Source organism: Nonomuraea soli, from assembly GCF_013761175.1.
GTDB classification, from domain to species: domain Bacteria; phylum Actinomycetota; class Actinomycetes; order Streptosporangiales; family Streptosporangiaceae; genus Nonomuraea; species Nonomuraea soli.
The window spans coordinates 269001-287927 of sequence record NZ_JACDUR010000001.1 but is presented as its reverse complement, the minus strand read 5'-3'; the positions used below and the strand labels follow the sequence as shown (position 1 = coordinate 287927).

Below are 18927 nucleotides of genomic sequence, written 5' to 3'. Positions count from 1 at the left end.
CCTTCCGTCCTGGGTGATTCCCTACGCGCTTCTGTTGCCGGGCCTTCTGATAATCGCGGGCCTGTTGCTGTACCCGCTGTTCCAGATGATCGTGATGTCCACCCAGAAGGTGGGCCTGCGCGAAATCCGGCGCGGAACCCCGCCCGAGTCCGTGGGCCTGGGCAACTTCGAGACCATCCTCGACAACGACCTGTTCTGGTCGGCACTGCGCAACACCGTGCTGTTCGCCGTCTTCGCCGTCACCTTCACCCTGGTGGTCGGCACCCTGGTGGGCCTGCTCATCAACCGCCTGGGCAAGAAGATGTCCAAGCTGGTGATCGTCGGCTGCATGGCCGCGTGGGCGGTTCCCCCGGTCGCGGTCGGCGTCATCTGGCGCTGGCTGGCCGATGCCGACGCCGGCATCATCAACTGGTTCCTGAACCTGCTGCCGGACTGGCTGGCCGCCCCGCCGGACGGTCAGACCTCCTGGACCGGCTACCCCTGGCTGAACGACGTGCTGCCGATCTACGTGATCCTCACGATCGCCGTGGTGTGGCAGTCGTTCCCCTTCATCGCGGTGTCGGTGCTGGCCGGGCTCAAGAGCATCCCCAGTGAGCTGTACGAGGCCGCCAAGGTCGACGGCTCCTCGGCCTTCCGCACCTTCTGGAAGATCACGATGCCGCTGCTCAAGCCGGTCTTCGCGGTCCTGACGGTGCTCTCCATCATCTGGGACTTCAAGGTCTTCAACCAGCTGTTCATCCTCGCCGGCGGAACCACCAACCGCGAGGCGTTCAATCTGTCGATGTACGCCTACGCCGAGGCGTTCCGCAGCCCGCCCAAGATGGGCTCCGGCGCGGCGATCGCGGTGCTCCTGACCTTGATCCTGCTGGTCGTCACGGCCGTGTACGTGCGCCAGATCGTCAAGCAGGAGGACATCCGATGAACCCGCTGACCAGGCGCAGGATCACCAACGTCGCGCTCAACACCGCGGGGATCCTGGTGTTCCTGTTCGCGGTCTTCCCCGTCTACTGGATGGTGGCGACCGCCTTCAAGAGCAACAACCAGATCTTCACCACCGACTTCATCCCGTTCCCCACCGAACCGACGCTCGACCACGTCTCGCGGGTGTTCGACAAGGGTGTGGCCGGCAACTCGATCTGGGTCTACCTCAAGAACAGCGTGATCGTCGCGGTGTCGGCCGTCGTCATCGGCGCGGTGTTCTCGCTGCTGGCGGCCACCGCGGTGGCCCGCTTCCGCTTCAAGGGCCGGGTGCCGTTCCTCATCCTGCTCCTCGTGGCGCAGATGGTCCCGGCCGAGGCCCTGCTCATCCCGCTGTTCCTCAACCTGCAGCGGCTGGGCCTGTACGACCAGCTCTTCGGCCTCATCGTGGTCAACGTCGGCATGACGCTGCCGTTCGGCATCTGGATGCTCCGCACGTTCGTCGCCGCGGTGCCCAAGGAACTGGAGGAGGCCGCCTGGATCGACGGCGCCTCTCGCTTCACCACCTTCTGGAAGGTGCTCTTCCCGCTGGTCGCGCCGGGTCTGGTGGCCACCAGCATCTTCTCCTTCATCACCACGTGGAACGAGTTCATCTACGCCTTCACGCTGATGAAGGACTCCACGAGCTACACCATGCCCGTCGCCGTGCAGTACTTCTTCGGCCAGCGGGGCACCGACTGGGGCGGCATCATGGCGACCTCCACGCTGATGACCATCCCTGTGATCGGGTTCTTCCTCCTGGTCCAGCGGCGCATGGTCTCCGGCCTCGTCGCCGGCGCGGTGAAGGGCTAAATTCCGCACGTCCTGTACGGCTTGCGCCGGATCCATGGCGCAAGCCGTACCTCATGATGGGAAAAATCATGACTGATCGGGGGCTGCGTCGCTTGGCGGCGGGCACGCTACTGGCCGCGTTCCAGGGCACCACGGCACCCGAGTGGGTGCTGCGGGAGCTGGGAGCGGGGCTCGGCGGCGTGACGCTCTTCGGGTTCAACGTCGCCGACGCGACGCAGGTCAGCGAGCTCACCAGCACGCTCAAGGCCGCCGGCGACCCCGTCATCTCCCTCGACGAGGAAGGTGGGGACGTCACCCGTCTCGCCTACCACGTGGGTAGCCCGTACCCGGGCAACGCCGCGCTCGGCGCCGTCGACGACGTCGAGCTCACCAGGAAGGTCTACCGGGCGATCGGCTCGGAGCTGGCGGCGTGCGGCATCAACCTGGACATGGCTCCCGATGCCGACGTCAACACCGCCGACGACAATCCGGTGATCGGAACCCGCTCCTTCGGCAACGACCCGCACCTGGTGGCCAGGCACACGGTCGCCGCCGTGGAGGGGCTGCAGTCGGTCAACGTGGCCGCCTGCGTCAAGCACTTCCCGGGGCACGGCGCCACCCGCGTCGACTCCCACCTGTCGGTGCCCGTGGTCGACGTCGGCCTCGACGTGCTGCGCGAGCGGGAGCTCGTGCCCTTCCGCGCGGCCATCGCGGCGGGCGCCAAGTCGATCATGACCGCGCACGTGGCGGTCCCGGTCCTGACCGGGCCCACGCCCGCCACGCTCTCCGCCGAGGCGCTCACCACGCTGCTGCGGCAGGAGCTGGGCTACGACGGAGTCGTGGTCTCCGACGCCCTCGACATGCACGCCATCACCAAGAGCGTGGGCCTGGCCGGGGGCGCCGCGCAGTCGCTGATCGCCGGCGCGGACCTGCTCTGCCTGGGCCCCGTGCCCTCCTACGAGGACGTGCTGCAGGTCATCGAGCACGTCGCCGCGACCGTCCCGGCCGCGCGCCTGGAGGAGGCGGTGGCGCGGGTGGACGCGCTGCGGTCGTGGTTCACCGCGGGCTCCGGCGCGGCGGGCGAGCAGAACCTGGTCGGCCTCGACGCGGCACGCCGTGCCGTGCGGCTGTCCGGCGCCACCCGCCCCCTCGTCGACCCGCTGGTCATCGAGGTGGACACGCCCCCGACCATCGCGGTGGGCGACGTCCCGTGGGGGCTGAAGCTTCCGCAGGCCGAGACCGTGCGGATCAAGCCGGCGGAGGCGGACGCCGAGGCTCTGCTCGGCCGCGCGGCGCAGCGTTCGCTGGTGGTCGTGGTCAAGGACGCGCACCGCTACGCGGAGAGCCGCGCGCTCGTGTCGCGGCTGCTGTCGGCGCGTCCCGACGCCACCGTCATCGAGATGGGCCTGCCCATCTGGCGGCCCGACAGCGCCGCCTACATCGCGACGTACGGCGCGGCGCGCGCGAATGCGCAGGCCGCGGTGGAACTGCTCACAGCGTGACGTTCCATTCGTTTATTCGCTCTGGATACCGGCCGATCATCGTCATATACTGACCATGATTGAAATAGCAAGGAAACTTTACTATTCCTTGCCCGGTATCCAGGGAGGCGAAATGAACAACGCCGTCTACGACAAGCTGGATCTGTCCGTCCAGTGCACGTCCGACTGGAACACCCTCGTCGCGGACCTGCTCGAACAGTCCGGCGACCTCCCACTCGGCGATGACGAGAACGCGCCGGTGGCCTACTGGTGCTGCTGCTGAGAACGCGATTCCGGTGACCGTGAAAGCGGTCACCGGAATGTTCTTCGCCATGCTGAATAACATTGACTTCGCCGAGCGGCTGCTCGGCCCCTTTTCGGTTGTCGCGCGCCTGGGACCCGGCGCCAAATGCCGCGGATTCGACCGGATGGCATTCTGTTCCGCCGGTATGGAACCGGCGGTGGGAATCGGCCGATTACTCGACGACGACGCCCTGGCGCGCCGGATCGCGATCGCCGAGGCCGCCGAGCGCTACGCCGGGCTCCGTCCCCACCCCGCGACGATCACCGCGACCGCCGATGAGGTCGCCACCTTCGACCTCTCCCGTGTCCCCCTGTGCTCCCCCGAGGAGTACGGCCGCCGGGACTGCCCGCTCGAACCGCCCGACCCGTCCGTGCCGATCCGCTGGGTCGCCGGCACCGACCTGCACTCCGGCTCCCCCGCCTGGATCCCGGCGGTCATGGCCTGCTACGGGCTGCGGCCGGGCCCGGGAGAGCGGTTCGCCTGCCAGATCTCCACCGGGCACGCCGTCCACACCGACCGCGAAGCGGCCCTGCTGGCCGGGGTGCTGGAGGTGGTCGAACGCGACGCCATCGCGCTGGCCTGGCAGCTGCGGCTGCCCCTGCCCCCGCTGGAGGAGAGCGCCTACACGCGGGACGTGCGCTACCTGCTCGACCGCAGCGCCCGGCGGTTCCTGACCACCCACCTGTTCGACGCGACCACCGACCTGGGCGTGCCCACCGTGTGCGTGCTGCAGGCGGCGCCGCACGATCCCGCGATCGTGCACCTGCTGGGCGGGTCCGTGGGGTCCACGCCGGGTCAGGCCGCGGAGAAGGCCCTCATCGAGATGATCACCTTCCGGTTCAGCTGCTACACCGGGGCGCGCGAGCACGCGGCGGGCAGCGCGCTGGCCATGGCCAGGCCGGAGCGCGGCGCGGCGTTCTCGTTCCTGACCGAGGACCTGACCGAACGTGGCCCCTCGGGCCTGGCCCGCCCGCTGGCCGCCGACGGCCTGCGCGACGTGCTCGGCCGCCTGGCGCGTCTCGGCATGCGCGCCTACGCCGTGGACCGCACGACGAGCGAGCTGCGCGACGCGGGGCTGCACGCCGTGGCCGTGATCGTCCCCGAGCTGCAGCCGGTGTCGCCGTGGCCGCACGCGCAGTTCCGCGCGCACTCCCGCCTGCGGGAGGCGCCGGCGCGCATGGGGTTCGCCGCCCGGACGCGGGAGGAGGTGAACCCGTGGCCGCAGCCGTTCGCCTGACGGGCCCGCGCGTGGTGGCCGTGGGCCCGTTCGGCCACGCCCTCGCCGCCCTCCTGGACGACTCCGTCACCGGGCCGGTCGTCCACGAGCTCGCCCATCCCGGGCCGTCGGTGCCGCCCGTCACCGTCCTGGCGGCGTGGCGGCCGGAGCCCGAGCTCTGCGACGAGCTCGACCGCCAAGCGTTCGAGAGCGCCCTCCCCTGGCTCCCGGTGGTCGTCGACCACCCCCACCTCGTCGCCGGCCCGCTGGTCGTCCCGCCGCGCGGGCCCTGCCACCGCTGCTACCTCATCCGCCGCCGCCGTCACGACGGCGACGCGCGGCTGCGCGACCTGACCGCGGCTCGCCGCCGGGCCGACAGCGGCGCGGGCGTCGCCGGGCACCTGCCCCACCACGTGCGCATCGCCCAGGCCCTCGTCCAGCGACTCCTGACGGCCACGGAACCGGGAGAGATCCACCTCGTGGACATGGCGACCCTCCGCCTCACCACCCACACCCTCCTGCCGGCTCCCGAGTGCCCGCGCTGCGGGGAGGAGCGCTCGCCATGACCCTGCCGGCACTGGCCGCCGGGCTGATGACCACCCAGGGCGACGGCACGCTGATCATCACCGGCGGCCGCCAGCCGCGCGTGTTCACGGGCGCGGCGGCCACGCGGGTGCTCCCCCGCCTCCTGCCGCTGCTCGACGGGCACCACACCGCCGAGCAGATCGCCCGCCGGCTGGAGCTGCCCGCCGTCCAGGTCGCCGAGATCGTCGCCCTCCTGGACTCCTCCGGCCTGCTCGACCACGATCCCGACATCTCTGGACCGGCGGGCCCCTTCTGGTCGCGGCTCGGCGATCCGCGCGGCAGCGCGGGTGTACGGCGGGCGCTGTCGTCGGACGTCCTGCACGTCGCCACCTCCGGCCCGCTCGCCGCGCTCCTGGAGGCCGACCTGCGCGCGACGGGCGTCGCCCTGTCCCCCGCCGTCGTCGACGACCCCGCCCCCTGGTGGCGGCGGGGAACCACCGTCCTGCCCGTCACCGCCGACGGCCACCATCTCGACCTGGGCCCGCTCCTGCGGCCTGGCCACTCGCTCTGCCCCGCCTGCCTGGCCGCCTCCAGGAAGGCGGGGCCGGTCCCGCCCGAGGCGGCGAACCTGGCCGCCGCCCTGGCCACCGCCGAGGTCGTCGCCCTGCTCCTCGGCCACGCGCCCCTGCTCACCGGCCGCCGGCTGCACCGCATCGATCTGCGGACCTTCGAGCAGCACAGCCTGGAGGTGCCACCCGAGCCGGACTGCCCCACCTGCGACGTGCCCGGCGACACCATCGCCCGGCACGAGTGGCTGGTCCGCAGGGCTCCATGGGATCGCCCGGTCGAGGAGGAGCCCGACCGGTGGCGGGACGCCGACCTGGGCTCCTCGCCGCGTTTCCCGCTCCCCGATGCGCTGGCCGGCCTGATCCGCGCCGCCTGTGACCGCCCGGCGCTCGACACCTACCTCGTCGGCGCCGCCGGCCTGCCGTACCCGGTCCACCGTTACTCGCCGCGTGATGACGTGCTCATCGCGACGCGCGCCGACGTGAGCGCGGTCGAGCCGCCCGATGACCTTCCCGCCGGAGCCACGGCCTGGCTCGTCCTGGTCGCGACGCCAGGACGGCTGCACGCCGCCCACGGCGAGGCTGCGCTGCGCCGGTCCTTCCTGCGGGCCGGGCGGGTCCTGGCCCGCCTGCCCGCCACGGGCGCGCATCACCTGGTCTGGACGCTCAGGGTGCCGGACGGCCTGCGCGAGCTGCTCGAACTGGACCGCGGGCGGGAGCAGGTCGCCGCCGTGGTCGGGGTCTACGAAAGGTGACGGTCATGCCAGTCCGCCCGGCGCGTGACACCTATCGCGCGCTGCTCGCCCTGGACTTCGAGTCCGGCCACGCGCCGCCCCCGCACGAGGGCGCCGTCCCCGGCCCCGCGGCCGACCTGGAGGAGGCGCTGGCCATGGCCCTGGCGGGCGGCGAGCTGGACGCGTGGGTGGTGGTGACGGCCGCGGACGAGCTGGCCGTCCTGCTCACCTGCGACCAGCGCCTCACCCCGTCGCGGTACCGCCACCGCCTGGTCGAGGCGGGCGTCGCCGCCGAACGCCTGGCCGGGCTCCTGCCCCACCGGGTACGGCTCGGCGACCTGCCGGAGTCGTGCCCCCTGCTCCCCCGCTCGGCCAGGGTCCTGGCCGTCGTGGAGTTGTCGCGATGAGGCCGGTGCTGTCGACGGTCGTCATGACCCACCCCGCGCGGCTGGACCGGGCCCGGCGCCTGGCCGCCCAGCTGTCCCGCCTGGAGCCGCGGATCGTCGTGGACCCCGCCCCGGACGAAGGCCCCTCGACCCTGCGTACGGCGGCCGCCGCCTGGTCGGCCGTCGCCCCCGGCGTCACGCACCACCTGGTCGTCCAGGACGACGCCATCCCCTGCGCGCACTTCCCCGAGCGGGTGCTGGCGGCCGTCGCCCGCCACCCGGGCCTGCCGCTGTCGCTGTTCGCCGAGTGGGGCTCGCACACCGCCCACAGCCTGCGGATGGTGGCCGCGGCCGGAGGCACGTGGACCGAGGTCGCCGACCAGTACGTGCCGTCGGTGGCCCTCGTCATGCCCGCCGCCCTGGCCCGCGCGTTCGGCCGGGCCGCCACCGAGGAGCCCGGCACCTTCGCCGGGCAGGACGACGTCGCGCTGCGGCAGTTCATGACGGCGGCGGGGACGCGGGCTCTGTGCCGGATCCCGAACCTCGTCGAGCACGCCGAGGAGGAGAGCCTGACCGGCAACGACGGCTACGGCCCGCGCCACTCGGTGTGCTTCCTCGACGACGTCAGGGACGGGCCGGCGCCGGAGTCGGTCGGGCTGGCCGAACGCCTGCCCGTCGTCACGCATCGCCTGGAGGCGACGCTGCCGCCCTTGACGGTGTGCGTGGGCCGCCGCGACAGCCTGCGCCACCCGTGGCGGGTGCTGGCCGAGCAGGAGGCCTTCCGTGAGTTCGGCCTGGAGGCGGCGGCCGTGCGCCCCCTGGCCCGCGAACGGCTGGCACGCCACGGCGGGCTGGCCTCCGACCCCGGGCTGGAGGCGGCGTGGTTCATGTCGTTCCTGGTGGGCGCGGCCCTGGCCGATCCGCGGCCCGCCGTACGGCTGCTGCCGCCGGGGCGGGCCGCGGAGCTCGGCGAGGTGATCGCCTCTCCGGTGGTACGGCGGGCGTTCACAACGCTCCCCCAGGGCGTACTCACGTCGCCGCGGGCGCGGGAGCTGGAGAAGGAGCTGGGCGAGTCGATGCTCGAGGCGATCGTGCTCGGGCACGCGCGAGGAGGACGGCCATGAGGAGCGCCCTGGTGTGCGAGGCCGGCGGCGTGCGGCTGGCCGAGGCCGTCCTGACCTCCCGGCTGGCGGGTGCCGGAGCGGCGCCCGATCCCCACGGGCCCCCGCGCCTGTCACGGTTCGCGGTCCTGCGCCTTTCGCGGTTCGCGGCCCTGCGCCGCCACGGCGAGCATCTCGTGCTCGAATCCCCCGTCGCCGGATACCGTGTGACCCTGCTGCGCCCGCGCGACGTCGTGTTGCTGTCGCTGCTCGCCCGGCCCCGCACCCTGACCGAGCTCCAGGAGCTGGCGCCCGACCAGGGCACCGGCCCGCTGGTCGCCTTCCTGGCCGGGCTCGGCCTGCTCGTGCCCGCCGCCGCGAACGGCCTGACGCCCGAGGACCTCGAACCGCCCGCCGCCCTGCGGGAGTTCCACGACGTCTGGGCGCACGCGCTGAGCCGTACCGGCCTGACCGACACCCGCCTGGGCGGCACCAACCGCTTCGACGGCCGGCACCCGCGCCCGCCCGCCCTGCGCGCCGACGCGCCCGGCGAGCCGATCGCGCTGGCCGAGGTCGACCTCGACCGGCTCAGACGCGACGACCCCACCCTGACCGACGTCATGGAGCGCCGCCGCTCGGTGCGCACGTTCGGCCGCCGGCCGATCCCCGCCGACCGGCTGAGCGAGCTGCTCCACCGCGTCGCCAGGATCACCGGGGTCGGCCACGACGGCCTGCTCCGCCCGGTGCCCTCGGCGGGCGGCATGCACGAGCTGGAGTACTACCTGGCCGTCCGCACCTGCGACGGGCTGGCGCCCGGCCTGTACCGCTACCGGCCCGCCGACCACACCCTCGTTCCGTTCCCCGCCGACGTCACCTCCCTGGTCCGCATCCTCGACCACGCCCACCGGGCCATGGGCGGAACCGGCGTGCCCCACGTGGTCCTGACGCTCGCCGCCCGCTTCGGGCGCCAGAGCTGGAAGTACGAAGGCATCAGCTACGCCCTGACGCTCAAGAACGCCGGGGTGGTCATGGAAGCCGTCTGCCTGGCCGCCACCGCCATGGGCCTGGCGGCCTGCCCGCTCGGCGGCGGCGACTCGGCCGCCTTCGCCACCGCCACCGGGCTCGACCCGCTGGAGGAGTCGTCGGTGGCGGAGATCGCCCTCGGCTCCCTGCCCGGCCGCGAGGAGACCTGATGGGTGACACCTTCCCTCCCGTGGGCTTCGAGCGGCTGCTCCTGGTCGTCACCGGGGCCGTGCCCGCCGCCTACACCCCGCAGCACGCCGGATGGCTGCGCACCACCTATCCCGAGCTCGACGTGCGGATCATGCTGACCAGGTCGGCGGAACGGTTCGTCACCCCCACCGCCCTGGGCGTCGTCTCCGGCACCGAGATCCTCTCCGACACCTGGCCGGACGGACCGGTCACCGCCGGGCCGCACGTGCGCCTGACCGAGTGGGCCGACGCGGTGCTGGTGTGCCCCGCCACCGTCGGCTACCTCTCGCGCCTGGCCCTCGGGCTGGCCGACTCCCCCAGCCTCCTGGCGTTGTACTGCACACGCGCGCCCGTGGCCGTCGCCCCCGGCTTCCCGCCCGGCGCGTGGCACAACCCCACCACGGAACGGCACGTGAGCACGCTGGCCGAGCGCCGCAACGTGCTGGTCGTCCCGCCCGTGCCCATGCGCAGCTGGACCACCGGCAGGACCGGCGCCCACGGGCCGCCGCCCTTCCCCGCCCTGATCGGCGCGCTGGAACTGCACCGGCGCTCACTCGAGGAGGACCGCTGATGCCGACGATCCTGTTCCTGGTGCGCGGGCACGGCTTCGGGCACGCCGCCCGTGACGCCCGGATCATCGCCGCGCTCCGCAGGCGGCGTCCCGACGTCACGGTCGAGGTGCTCGCCTCGGGAAGCGCCGCGACGTACCTGGCCTGGCAGGGCATCGACTTCACCGAGCTGCCGATCGCCGACGAGTGGGACCTGTCGGGACGCGCCGCCCAGGTGGTGTGGGAGACCCTGGCCGGGCGCCCACGTCCCGACCTGACCGTCTGCGACGAGGTCGTGTGGGCGCTGCCGTACTGCGCGCAGGTCTGGGGACGGCGGGCCATCCTGCTGACGGACTGGTTCTTCGCCGAGATCGGGCTGCCCGAGCACGACCGGCTGCTCGACCACGCCGGGGAGATCGTCGTGCTGGACTTCTCCGCCGCCCATCCCGGCCCCTACACCACCAGCGCGCCGATCCGCTGCCTCGGGCCGGTGACCGCCGGCCTGTCCGCCGGCCGTACGGCATCGCGCGAGCTGCTGGGCCTGGCGCCGGACCGCAAGGCCGCGGTCCTCACGGTGGGCGGCATGTCCCTGCGGCCCGACAACAGGCGCATCGCCGAAGCGGTGCTGACGGCCTGGCGGCGGCACAGCCCGCCGGGGCACCGCCTCTTCGTCCTGGACAAGGCCCCCGCACAGCCCGGCAGCGACGCCGGCATCGCCTACGTGGGGATGGTCGCCGACCCCGAGCCGTACTACGCGGCGGCCGACGCCGTGATCACCAACGCCTACGGCACCCTCACCTGCGACCTGGTGTGGAACCGGCGCCCGGTCCTGGGCCTGACCGACCCGGAGATGCCCGAGGCCGACTCCTTCCCCCGCCGGGTCGCGGCGCTGGCCGAACGCGGCGGCATCGTGCACGCCGAACCGTCGACGCCCTCCCGCGAATTGTGGTCACGGCTCGAACGGGTGATGAACGGCGAGCGGGGAGCCGCCGACCTGGCCGGGCTCGAATGGACCACCGGCGACGAGGTCGCCGCCCACCTGCTGCGGCGCCTCGACGACGTCCTGGAGCAGGCATGACCGCTGCCCCGCTGCCCGCCGGCCCGTCGCCCGCCGACCCCCGCCTCGCCGACCTGCGCCGCCGCTACCGGGAGCTGCGCTCGCCGCTGACCGGCACCACCCACTGGTCGCCCGAGTTCGTGGCGCGCGACCTGGACCTGGCCACCTTCCGCGGCGACAACTGCTTCGTGTGGCAGGGCCGCTACTTCGGCGAGGCCGAGCGGCTGAAGTACTACGTCTACGCCGACTACGTCTCCCGGCACGACACTCGCGGGCTGCTCGCCGCCCTGGGCGAGGACGGGGCCTTCGGCTGCCAGACGCACACTTTCGAGCGCTTCTCCACCGTCAGCCGCGACCTGCTCGACTCGGTCAACGAGATCTCCTTCCTGGACCGGCACCTCGGCCTGCTGGGACGGCAGGGCACGACGATCATCGACGTGGGCGCCGGGTACGGCAGGCTCGCGCACCGCATGGTCCAGGCGGTGGCGGGCCTGGGCGCCTACTACTGCGCCGACGGCATCCCCGAGTCGACCTACGTGTGCGAGTTCTACCTGCGCCACCGCGGAGCCGGCCACCTCGCGCGGACCGTCGCCGCCGACGAGCTGGACGAGGTCGTCGCACCCGGCGCGTGCCACCTGGCGATCAACATCCACAGCTTCTGCGAGATGCCCTACACCGCCGCCGACGCCTGGCTGGGCTTCCTGGCCTCGCGGCGGGTGCCGCTGCTGTTCACCGTGCCGAACTTCGGGCCGCACCCGACGGCCTGCGAGGAGGTGGGCGCGCGCCAGCGCGACCTGATGCCGGCGTTCACGGCCCACGGCTACCGGCTCGTGGTGCGCGAGCCGGCCATCCTGGAGCCCGATGTGCAGGAGCTCGTCGGCGGCGACAACCACTTCCTGCTCTTCGCCCTGGCCCGCTGATGGCGAGTATCCGCCTTGGCGGGTACTCGCCACGGTAACCGCTTTCTTCACACCCACCCCACCCGACAAGATCAGCTCAAATTTCCTGACTTGTGAGGTAGAGGACTGTGTGGAGAAAGAAGGGCGCGGCGAGCCTGTCGCTGGCCGTCCTGGCCGGGCTGCTGGCGGCCTCGCCCGCGCACGCGGAGCCCGGGCGGAGCGCCCCGGGCGACGCGGCGCCCGAGAAGAGCGTCACGCTGATCACCGGCGACAAGGTCACGCTGCGCGGCCAGGCGCTGCGTTTCGTCCCCGGGTCCGGGCGCAAGACCTCCTACCTGCGCTTCGGCGCCGGTGACGAGCTGACCGTGATCCCCACGGACGTCGCGGACCTGGTGGCCCGTGGCGTGCTGGACGAGCGGCTGTTCCAGGTCAACCGGCTGGTGGCCGACGGCCTCGACGACGCCTCGTCGCCGACGTTGCCGCTGATCGTGCAGTATCCCGCCACGGCCAGGGCCGCTCTGCCCGCCGGAGGCACGGCGCTGCCGTCGATCAACGGCGTGGCCCTGGCCCCCGCCAAGGACCAGCCGATCCTGCAGACCCTGATGAGCGCACGCAGCGTGAGCGCGAGCAAGATCTGGCTTGACGCCCCGGTGAAGGTCGCCCTGGAGCAGAGCGTGCCCCAGGTGGGCGCTCCGGAGGCCTGGCAGGCCGGCTACACCGGCCAGGGCGTCAAGGTCGCCGTGCTCGACACCGGTATCGACGCCACCCACCCCGACCTGGCCAAGCAGATCGAGGCCACGCAGAACTTCACCTACGGCGGCACGGTCGCCGACGGCCACGGCCACGGCACCCACGTCGCCTCGACGATCGCCGGGCTCGGCGCCACTCACAAGGGCGTCGCGCCGGGAGCGCGCCTGCTCATCGGCAAGGTGCTGAGCGACTCGGGCTCCGGCGCGACCTCGCGCATCATCTCCGGCATGGAGTGGGCGGCCCGCAGCGGCGCCAAGATCATCAACATGAGCCTCGGCGGCGTCGACTCCCCCGGCGAGGACCCGATGGAGCAGGCCGTCGCGCGGCTGACCGCCGAGACCGGCGCCCTGTTCGTGATCGCCGCGGGCAACGACGGCGACCAGAGCTACACCGTCGGCTCGCCCGGAAGCAGCGACTCGGCGCTGACCGTCGGCGCGGTCGACAAGCAGGACGTCATGGCGCGATTCTCCAGCCGCGGCCCGAGGGCCGGCGACAACGCGCTCAAGCCCGACCTGGTGGCGCCCGGCGTCGACATCGTGGCCGCCCGCTCCTCCGCCTCGTCGCTTCCCGCGGTCGACGGCGGCTACACGAGCATGAGCGGCACCTCCATGGCCACCCCGCACGTCGCGGGAGCCGCCGCCGTCCTGGCCCAGCGTCACCCCGACTGGACCTGGCAGCAGCTCAAGAGCGCGCTGACGGGCAGCGCCAAGGCCATCGACGCGCCGGCCTTCCAGCAGGGCTCGGGGCGCCTCGACGTGGCGCGTGCCGTACGGCAGGAGGTCTTCGCCACCGCCACGACGCTCTCCTTCGGCTCGGTCGCCCACCCGTACGAGGGCGTGGTCGAACGCACCGTGACCTACACCAACGCGGGCAGCGCGCCCGTCACCCTCCAGCTGTCGGCCACCGCCGCGGCGCACACCGGTGAGGCCGCGCCCGCCGGGATGTTCGCCGTGCCCGCCGAGGTGACCGTGCCCGCCGGCGGCAGCTCCGAGGTGAAGGTCACCGCCACACCGTCGCTCGGCGTCGCCGGGCCGTACGCCGGAAGGATCACCGCGCGCAGCGCGGACGGCTCCGTGGCCGTGCAGACCGGGCTCAGCCTCGACAAGGCCGTGCGCACGCACAAGGTCAAGCTGACCGTGCTGGACCGCGAGGGCACCGTCCCCGACCCCGCCGCGCGGGCGCTGCCGGTCTACTTCGAGTCGATGTCGGGCGCCCCCCGCCTGATGTTCCCCGTGGCCAACGGCTCGGCCGAGATCGAACTGGCCGAGGGCCGCTACCTGGCCATCGCGGCGCCCCTCACGATCGTGCCCGGCCAGGAGATGGACAACAGCCTCGTGGTCCTGCCCGACGTGGAGGTCACCGGGGAGCGCGAGATCGTCTTCGACGCCCGTACGGCCCGCACCATGGACGTGAAGACCGACAAGCCCGACTCCGAGACCTCCGCCGAGGAGATGCTCTTCACCCGCGAGCGGCCGGGCGGGCTCGCCCCGATCCTCGTCGGCGCGGCCTCGGGCGAGGAGGGCCAGCGCTTCTCCGTCACCCCGACCGGCGAGGTCGACGGCTTCGCCTTCCGCCTGTGGTCGGTCATCGGCCGCCGCGGGGCCGACGGCTACTTCGCCGACAGCCCCTACGCCTACTACCTCATGTTCAGGACCGAGGGCCGCGTCCCCGAGAGCCACACCGCGCGCGACCGCGACCTGGCCGCCGTCCCGGTCGAGTTCGCCGCCATCCGGCAGAAGCTGCTCACCCCGATGGTCGTCTTCGCCGGCCCGCCGTCGTCCTGGGGCCCGCTGCCCAGCGCGCTGGAGATGCACACCACGCTGCCCAGCAAGCGCACCGAGTACTTCACCCCCGGCATCGGCTACACCCGCGGCCTCAACACCTTCCTCACCCTTGAGCACGAGCCGGAGCGCACCTTCAAGGCGCACAGGCGCTACCGGGCCGAGCGGTGGAACCAGGCCGTGCTCGCCCCCGCCCTGCCCGACTGGGGCGGCCTGAGCCGCGCCGGCGACAAGCTGACGATCGGCATGCCGCTGGCGCACACGCCGACCGAGGGCCGCACCGGCTTCGTGATGTTGTCGGACACCAGGACCACGCTCTACGCCGCCGACGGCACCCAGGTGGCCGCGGCCGACCAGGTGCCCATGCAACTGTCGCCCGTCACCTTCACCGCCCCGGCCGGGAAATACCGGGTCGTCATGGAGGGCACGGCTGACCGCTACACCTCGGAGCTGTCGACCCCGATCACCTCGGCGTGGACCTTCACCTCCCAGCAGGACGGCCCCGCCCAGGTGCTCGCCGTCGTGGCCGCGCCCGAGCTCGACCTCGACAACGCCGCACCCGCCGGGCCGATGACGCTGCCGCTGCGACTGGAGAGCACCTCCAGGGCGCTGCCGGCCAAGGTCGGCGCCGAGGTCTCCTACGACGACGGCGCGACCTGGCACAAGCTGGCCGTGCTGCCCTCGGGGCCGCAGGAGTATCGCGCCGTGATGCTCAACCCGTCGAAGCCCGGCGGATTCGCCTCGCTGCGGCTGACGGCCGACGACCGGCGCGGCAACACGGTCACCACCACGGTGACCAGGGCCTTCCGCCTGAAGTAGCCGGAGAATCAGGAGGAGAAGAGCTCCTCACGAGCCTGTCCGAGGGCGGCCAGCACGGCGCCGCGCAGCACCGGGTTGCCCTCGACGGCCGTGGTCACCACCTCAGGGCGGATCGGGCAGATACGCGCGACGGCTTCCTCGACGCGCGAGGTCAGCGCCGATCCGCCCGCCCGGCACACCTCCCCCGCCAGCACGACACGGCCCGGGTCGAGCACGACACAGACCGCCGCCACGCCCAGCGCCAGCCGGTGGGCGATGTCGTCGAGCAGCGGATCGCCGCGTTCGCCCGCGGCCAGCGCCGCCTTCACGCTCTCGCTCGCGTCGCTCACCGCGAAGCCGTACCCCTTGGCCAGGTCGGCCACCGCCTCGGCGCTGACCAGCGACTGCAGGCCGCCCGCCAGCGACGGCAGGCGCCCCGGCTCGGCCCTGATGTCCTCCGGCAACGGCACGCCGGGCACCGGCAGGTAGCCGATCTCGCCCGCGCTGCCGGAACGCCCCCGGTGGATCTTGCCGTCGAGCACCACCGACAGGCCGATACCTCGCGCCGCCCACAGCAGCACGAAGTCGTCGATGCCCTTGGCCGCCCCGTCGGCGCGCTCCGCGATCGCCGCCAGGTTGACGTCGTTCTCGATCGTCACCTCGCGCTTGAGGTCGCGCGCCAGCGCCTCGTGGATGCCTTCGTGCCAGGCCGGAAGGTCGAAGGAGAAGCGCACGTCGCCGCTGCGCGGATCGACCACACCCGGCGTGCCGATCACCACGCCGCGCAGCTTCGACAGGCTCACCTTGGCGCTCTTGCACGCCTTGACGACGGCGCTGTGGACCACCGACACGGGGTCGTCGCCGTTGGGGCTGACCGTCACCTCCGCCAGCGTGCGGCCGTGGATGTCGGCGATGGCGGTCGAGACCGTTTCGGGACCGACGTCGAGCCCTGCCACGTAGGCGGAGTTGGAGACCACGGAATACAACGCGGCGTTGGGGCCCCTGCCGCCCGCCTGCACGCCGACCACCTCGACCAGGCCGCGTTCCTCGAGCCTGGCCAGGGTCTGCGAGGCGGTGACCTTCGACAGGCCGGTCTGGTCGCCGATCTGTCCCCTGGTCATCGGCCCTTCGGCCAGGAGGAGTTCCAGGGCAGCCCGATCGTTGATCTCCCGTAGCAACCGGGGCACACCAGGACGTCGCTCCACGCTGTATCCCAACGTCAAATCGTTAAGGTTGCTGAGAGTTTAGCGCTCTTGCAAGCGCTTACGGGTTTCCGTGATGATGCCTGAATGCCCGCCGTGCCGTTAGCCCTCGGCGTCATGATCTTCTTTGACGTGTTACGGGTGTTCCTGCCGTCCTTGATCACGTTGTTCGGCCGGGCGGGCGAGACTCCTCCCGAGCTCATGGGCGCCTACGCCGCCGCCTGGTTCCTCCTGCCCTTCCTCGCGGCCCTGCTACGCCCGTCATGGTGCCTGTACGGCGGAGCGGCCCTGCTGGTGGTGTCGCGGCTGCTGCTCCAGACCGGGCTGGAGCAGCTCTACACGGCCTCCGCAGGCGTCTCGGCGGGCCTCGTCTTCCTGTACGGCTGCGCCCGCACCCTCGACCGCCGGGCGGTTCCCCTCGGGCTCGCCGCAGGGCTGGCCGCCACGGTGGTGACGCACCAGGTGCTCGACCAGGTCGACCTGGTGTGGCGTGACGAGGTGCCGGCATGGCTGGGCGTCGTGGCCCTGTGCGCGGGGTTCGCCGTCGCGCTGCGCGAAGCCAGGCCCTCGCACGATCTCGCACCCTCGGCGACGTGGGCACTGTTCGGGCCCGCGCTGTTCCTGGTGGGGCAGTCACACCTGGTGCCGCTCCCACCCGCCTGGGCGCCGGGGATGTGGGGCGAGGTGCTGGCCAGGGGCGTGGTGGGGCTGTCGGCGGTTCTCCTGCTGCTCGCGGCGGCCCTCCCCCGCTGGCCCGGCTGGGCGCTCGTCGGGATGGTCGGTGTGCTGCTGGTGGTGGGCACCGGCCTGCCTGACGCCTCCCTCGCCTCGCCGATGATCGGTGCCGCCATCGGGATCGCGCTGTCGGCGACCGCCCTGCGCCGCCCCCCGCCCCGGCGGCCGGGCGCGGCGCTGCTGGGCGGGACGACGGGGTTCCTGGTGGCGACGTTCGTGTACTACGCGGCGTACGACCTGGACCTCGGATTCCCCAACCGGCTGGTGCCGCTGGTCATGGGGCTGACCGTGGTCGCCGCCCTCGCGCTGACGGCACGCGGCACCGACCGGCCCTTCCACCCGCCGCTCCCCCCTGCCCCGGGCGCCGATCCGCTGCTCCCTCCCACGCCGGGCGCCGTTCACGACGCCGGGTCGACGCCTCCACCGCCTCTGGGCTCCCCCTCCTCGGCATCGCCCGCCCGGCAGCGGCTCGTCGCGGCGGCGGTGCTGGCGGTGATCGCCGTGGTCGGCGCGACAGGCGTGCGCGTCGACCCGGCCGTGCAGCGCAAGACCGGCGACCAGTTCACCCTGCTCGCCTACAACATCCGCATGGGCTTCGGCCTCGACGGCCGCCTGTCCCTTGACCGGATCGCCGCCTTCATCAACGAGCGCTCCCCCGACGTCGTCCTGCTCAGCGAGGTCGACCGGGGCTGGCTGCTCAACGGCGGCCACGACGACCTGGGACGCATCGCCCGCCTCACCGGCCTGCGTCACGTCTTCGCCCCCGCCGCCGACGAACGCTGGGGCGACGCGCTGCTGACGAACCTGCCGGTCACGGTGAGGTCCCACAGGCTCGGCCGGCACGACTACCCGACCGGTGCGCAGGCTCAGGCGATCGTCGTGGAGGTGGGCGGCAGGGAGGTCGGCATCGTCAACACCCACCTGCAGGCGCCCGGCGGCCAGGCGCCCGAGGTGGCCAGGATCGCCGGCGAGCTCGCCCGGGGCCTCGACCTCGACAGCATGCGCTCGACGGAGGACGGCATGCCGGCCAGGGCGGCCGTAGTCGGGGATCCGCGGCCGGTGGTGCTGGCCGGTGATCTCAACATCCCCGCCGGGGATCCGGGACTGGCGCCTCTCCTCGATGCCGGACTACGAGATCCCCTGACAAATCTGGGCAATCCGTTAACATCTCCGGCGGACGCCCCCGTCAAGCGCATCGACCACGTGCTGGTCACGCAGGGGATCGAGGTGCTGAAGGCCGAGGTCCCCCGCCTGCCGTACTCCGATCACCTGCCCGTTCTGGCGACCTTGCGCCTAACCAGTGTTGACCAGGGGGGATAATCGGTTACATGCGCCTTTCCGCTCGTGTCGACTACGCCCTTCGCGCCGCCGCCGAACTCGCCGCGGCGGGTGCCGGGCCGACCACCGTGGGCGAGCTCGCCAAAGAGCAGGACATGCCACCCAAGTACCTCGAGAACATCCTGCTGCAGATGCGCCGGGCCGGGCTCGTGCGCGGGCAGCGGGGGCCGGAGGGCGGCTACGTGCTGGCCCGGCCCGCCGCAGAGATCAGCCTGGCCGACGTGATCAGGGCGGTCGACGGCCCGCTGGCCAACGTCCGCGGCGAGCGCCCCGAGCACGTGGGCTACCGGGGGCCCGCCGAGTCGCTCCAGCAGGTGTGGATCGCGCTGCGCGCCTCGGAGCGGGCGATCCTCGAGGAGGTCACCCTGGAGCACGTCGCCAAGGGCGACCTGCCCAACCGGGTGCGCGAGCTGGCCGCCGACCCCTCGGCCTGGGACTGATCCGACGTGCGCGGGCCGGCAGCCCACCTCCCATGCGGGAACCGATCCGACACGCGCGGCCCGGCGACGGGCGCCTTGACCGGGACACGATTCCCACGCGCGGAAG

General features: G+C 72.8%; 17 protein-coding genes. 16 read left to right on the top strand and 1 reads right to left on the bottom strand.

Annotated elements, in window-relative coordinates; genetic code table 11:
* Positions 1-64 precede the first annotated feature (64 nt).
* From HNR30_RS01395 to HNR30_RS01330, 14 genes are all read left to right on the top strand, one after another.
* On the top strand, positions 65-922 hold the full coding sequence (locus HNR30_RS01395) for a carbohydrate ABC transporter permease (RefSeq protein ID WP_246377065.1): 858 nt from the start codon (positions 65-67) through the stop codon (positions 920-922).
* On the top strand, positions 919-1770 hold the full coding sequence (locus HNR30_RS01390) for a carbohydrate ABC transporter permease (protein ID WP_181607555.1): 852 nt from the start codon (positions 919-921) through the stop codon (positions 1768-1770). Before HNR30_RS01395 ends, HNR30_RS01390 begins: the two co-directional genes overlap by 4 nt.
* A gap of 68 nt (positions 1771-1838) precedes the next feature.
* Complete coding sequence (locus HNR30_RS01385; RefSeq protein ID WP_181607552.1) at positions 1839-3251, top strand: glycoside hydrolase family 3 protein; 1413 nt, start codon at positions 1839-1841, stop codon at positions 3249-3251.
* Between the two features lie 112 nt (positions 3252-3363).
* Complete coding sequence (locus HNR30_RS01380; protein ID WP_181607550.1) at positions 3364-3513, top strand: hypothetical protein; 150 nt, start codon at positions 3364-3366, stop codon at positions 3511-3513.
* A 178-nt stretch (positions 3514-3691) separates the two neighbouring features.
* Positions 3692-4771: a SagD/YcaO family ATP-dependent cyclodehydratase gene (locus HNR30_RS01375; protein WP_181607547.1), complete on the top strand. Its 1080-nt coding sequence runs from the start codon at positions 3692-3694 to the stop codon at positions 4769-4771.
* Positions 4750-5316: a TOMM precursor leader peptide-binding protein gene (locus HNR30_RS47175; protein ID WP_181607545.1), complete on the top strand. Its 567-nt coding sequence runs from the start codon at positions 4750-4752 to the stop codon at positions 5314-5316. The genes HNR30_RS01375 and HNR30_RS47175 overlap by 22 nt, the downstream gene beginning before the upstream one ends.
* Entirely contained in the window at positions 5313-6596 is a 1284-nt protein-coding gene (locus HNR30_RS01365; protein WP_181607544.1) for a hypothetical protein, read from the top strand. Before HNR30_RS47175 ends, HNR30_RS01365 begins: the two co-directional genes overlap by 4 nt.
* A gap of 5 nt (positions 6597-6601) precedes the next feature.
* A complete protein-coding gene (locus HNR30_RS01360; protein WP_181607541.1) occupies positions 6602-6982 on the top strand; it encodes a hypothetical protein in 381 nt (126 codons plus the stop codon).
* Entirely contained in the window at positions 6979-8085 is a 1107-nt protein-coding gene (locus HNR30_RS01355) for a hypothetical protein (RefSeq protein WP_181607538.1), read from the top strand. The genes HNR30_RS01360 and HNR30_RS01355 overlap by 4 nt, the downstream gene beginning before the upstream one ends.
* Positions 8082-9254, top strand: a complete 1173-nt coding sequence (locus tag HNR30_RS01350) for a SagB family peptide dehydrogenase (protein ID WP_181607534.1) — start codon at positions 8082-8084, stop codon at positions 9252-9254. Before HNR30_RS01355 ends, HNR30_RS01350 begins: the two co-directional genes overlap by 4 nt.
* Complete coding sequence (locus HNR30_RS01345) at positions 9254-9844, top strand: flavoprotein (RefSeq protein WP_181607525.1); 591 nt, start codon at positions 9254-9256, stop codon at positions 9842-9844. Before HNR30_RS01350 ends, HNR30_RS01345 begins: the two co-directional genes overlap by 1 nt.
* The gene (locus HNR30_RS01340) at positions 9844-10899 is read left to right on the top strand and encodes a hypothetical protein (protein WP_181607523.1); all 1056 of its coding nucleotides are present in this window, start codon (positions 9844-9846) and stop codon (positions 10897-10899) included. Before HNR30_RS01345 ends, HNR30_RS01340 begins: the two co-directional genes overlap by 1 nt.
* Entirely contained in the window at positions 10896-11798 is a 903-nt protein-coding gene (locus HNR30_RS01335; protein WP_181607520.1) for a putative sugar O-methyltransferase, read from the top strand. The genes HNR30_RS01340 and HNR30_RS01335 overlap by 4 nt, the downstream gene beginning before the upstream one ends.
* Positions 11799-11905: 107 nt before the next feature.
* Positions 11906-15127 carry a S8 family peptidase gene (locus tag HNR30_RS01330; protein WP_181607518.1) on the top strand — a complete coding sequence of 1074 codons (3222 nt, stop codon included), beginning with the start codon at positions 11906-11908 and terminating at the stop codon, positions 15125-15127.
* A gap of 8 nt (positions 15128-15135) precedes the next feature.
* Here the strand turns inward: HNR30_RS01330 and HNR30_RS01325 are convergent, their stop codons facing one another.
* Complete coding sequence (locus HNR30_RS01325; RefSeq protein WP_181607516.1) at positions 15136-16311, bottom strand: ROK family transcriptional regulator; 1176 nt, start codon at positions 16309-16311, stop codon at positions 15136-15138.
* A 129-nt stretch (positions 16312-16440) separates the two neighbouring features.
* On the opposite strand from HNR30_RS01325, the gene HNR30_RS49860 reads away from it, so the two are divergent.
* Positions 16441-18363 carry an endonuclease/exonuclease/phosphatase family protein gene (locus HNR30_RS49860; protein ID WP_181607514.1) on the top strand — a complete coding sequence of 641 codons (1923 nt, stop codon included), beginning with the start codon at positions 16441-16443 and terminating at the stop codon, positions 18361-18363.
* Between the two features lie 8 nt (positions 18364-18371).
* The gene (locus HNR30_RS01315) at positions 18372-18821 is read left to right on the top strand and encodes an RrF2 family transcriptional regulator (protein ID WP_181607511.1); all 450 of its coding nucleotides are present in this window, start codon (positions 18372-18374) and stop codon (positions 18819-18821) included.
* Positions 18822-18927 lie beyond the last annotated feature (106 nt).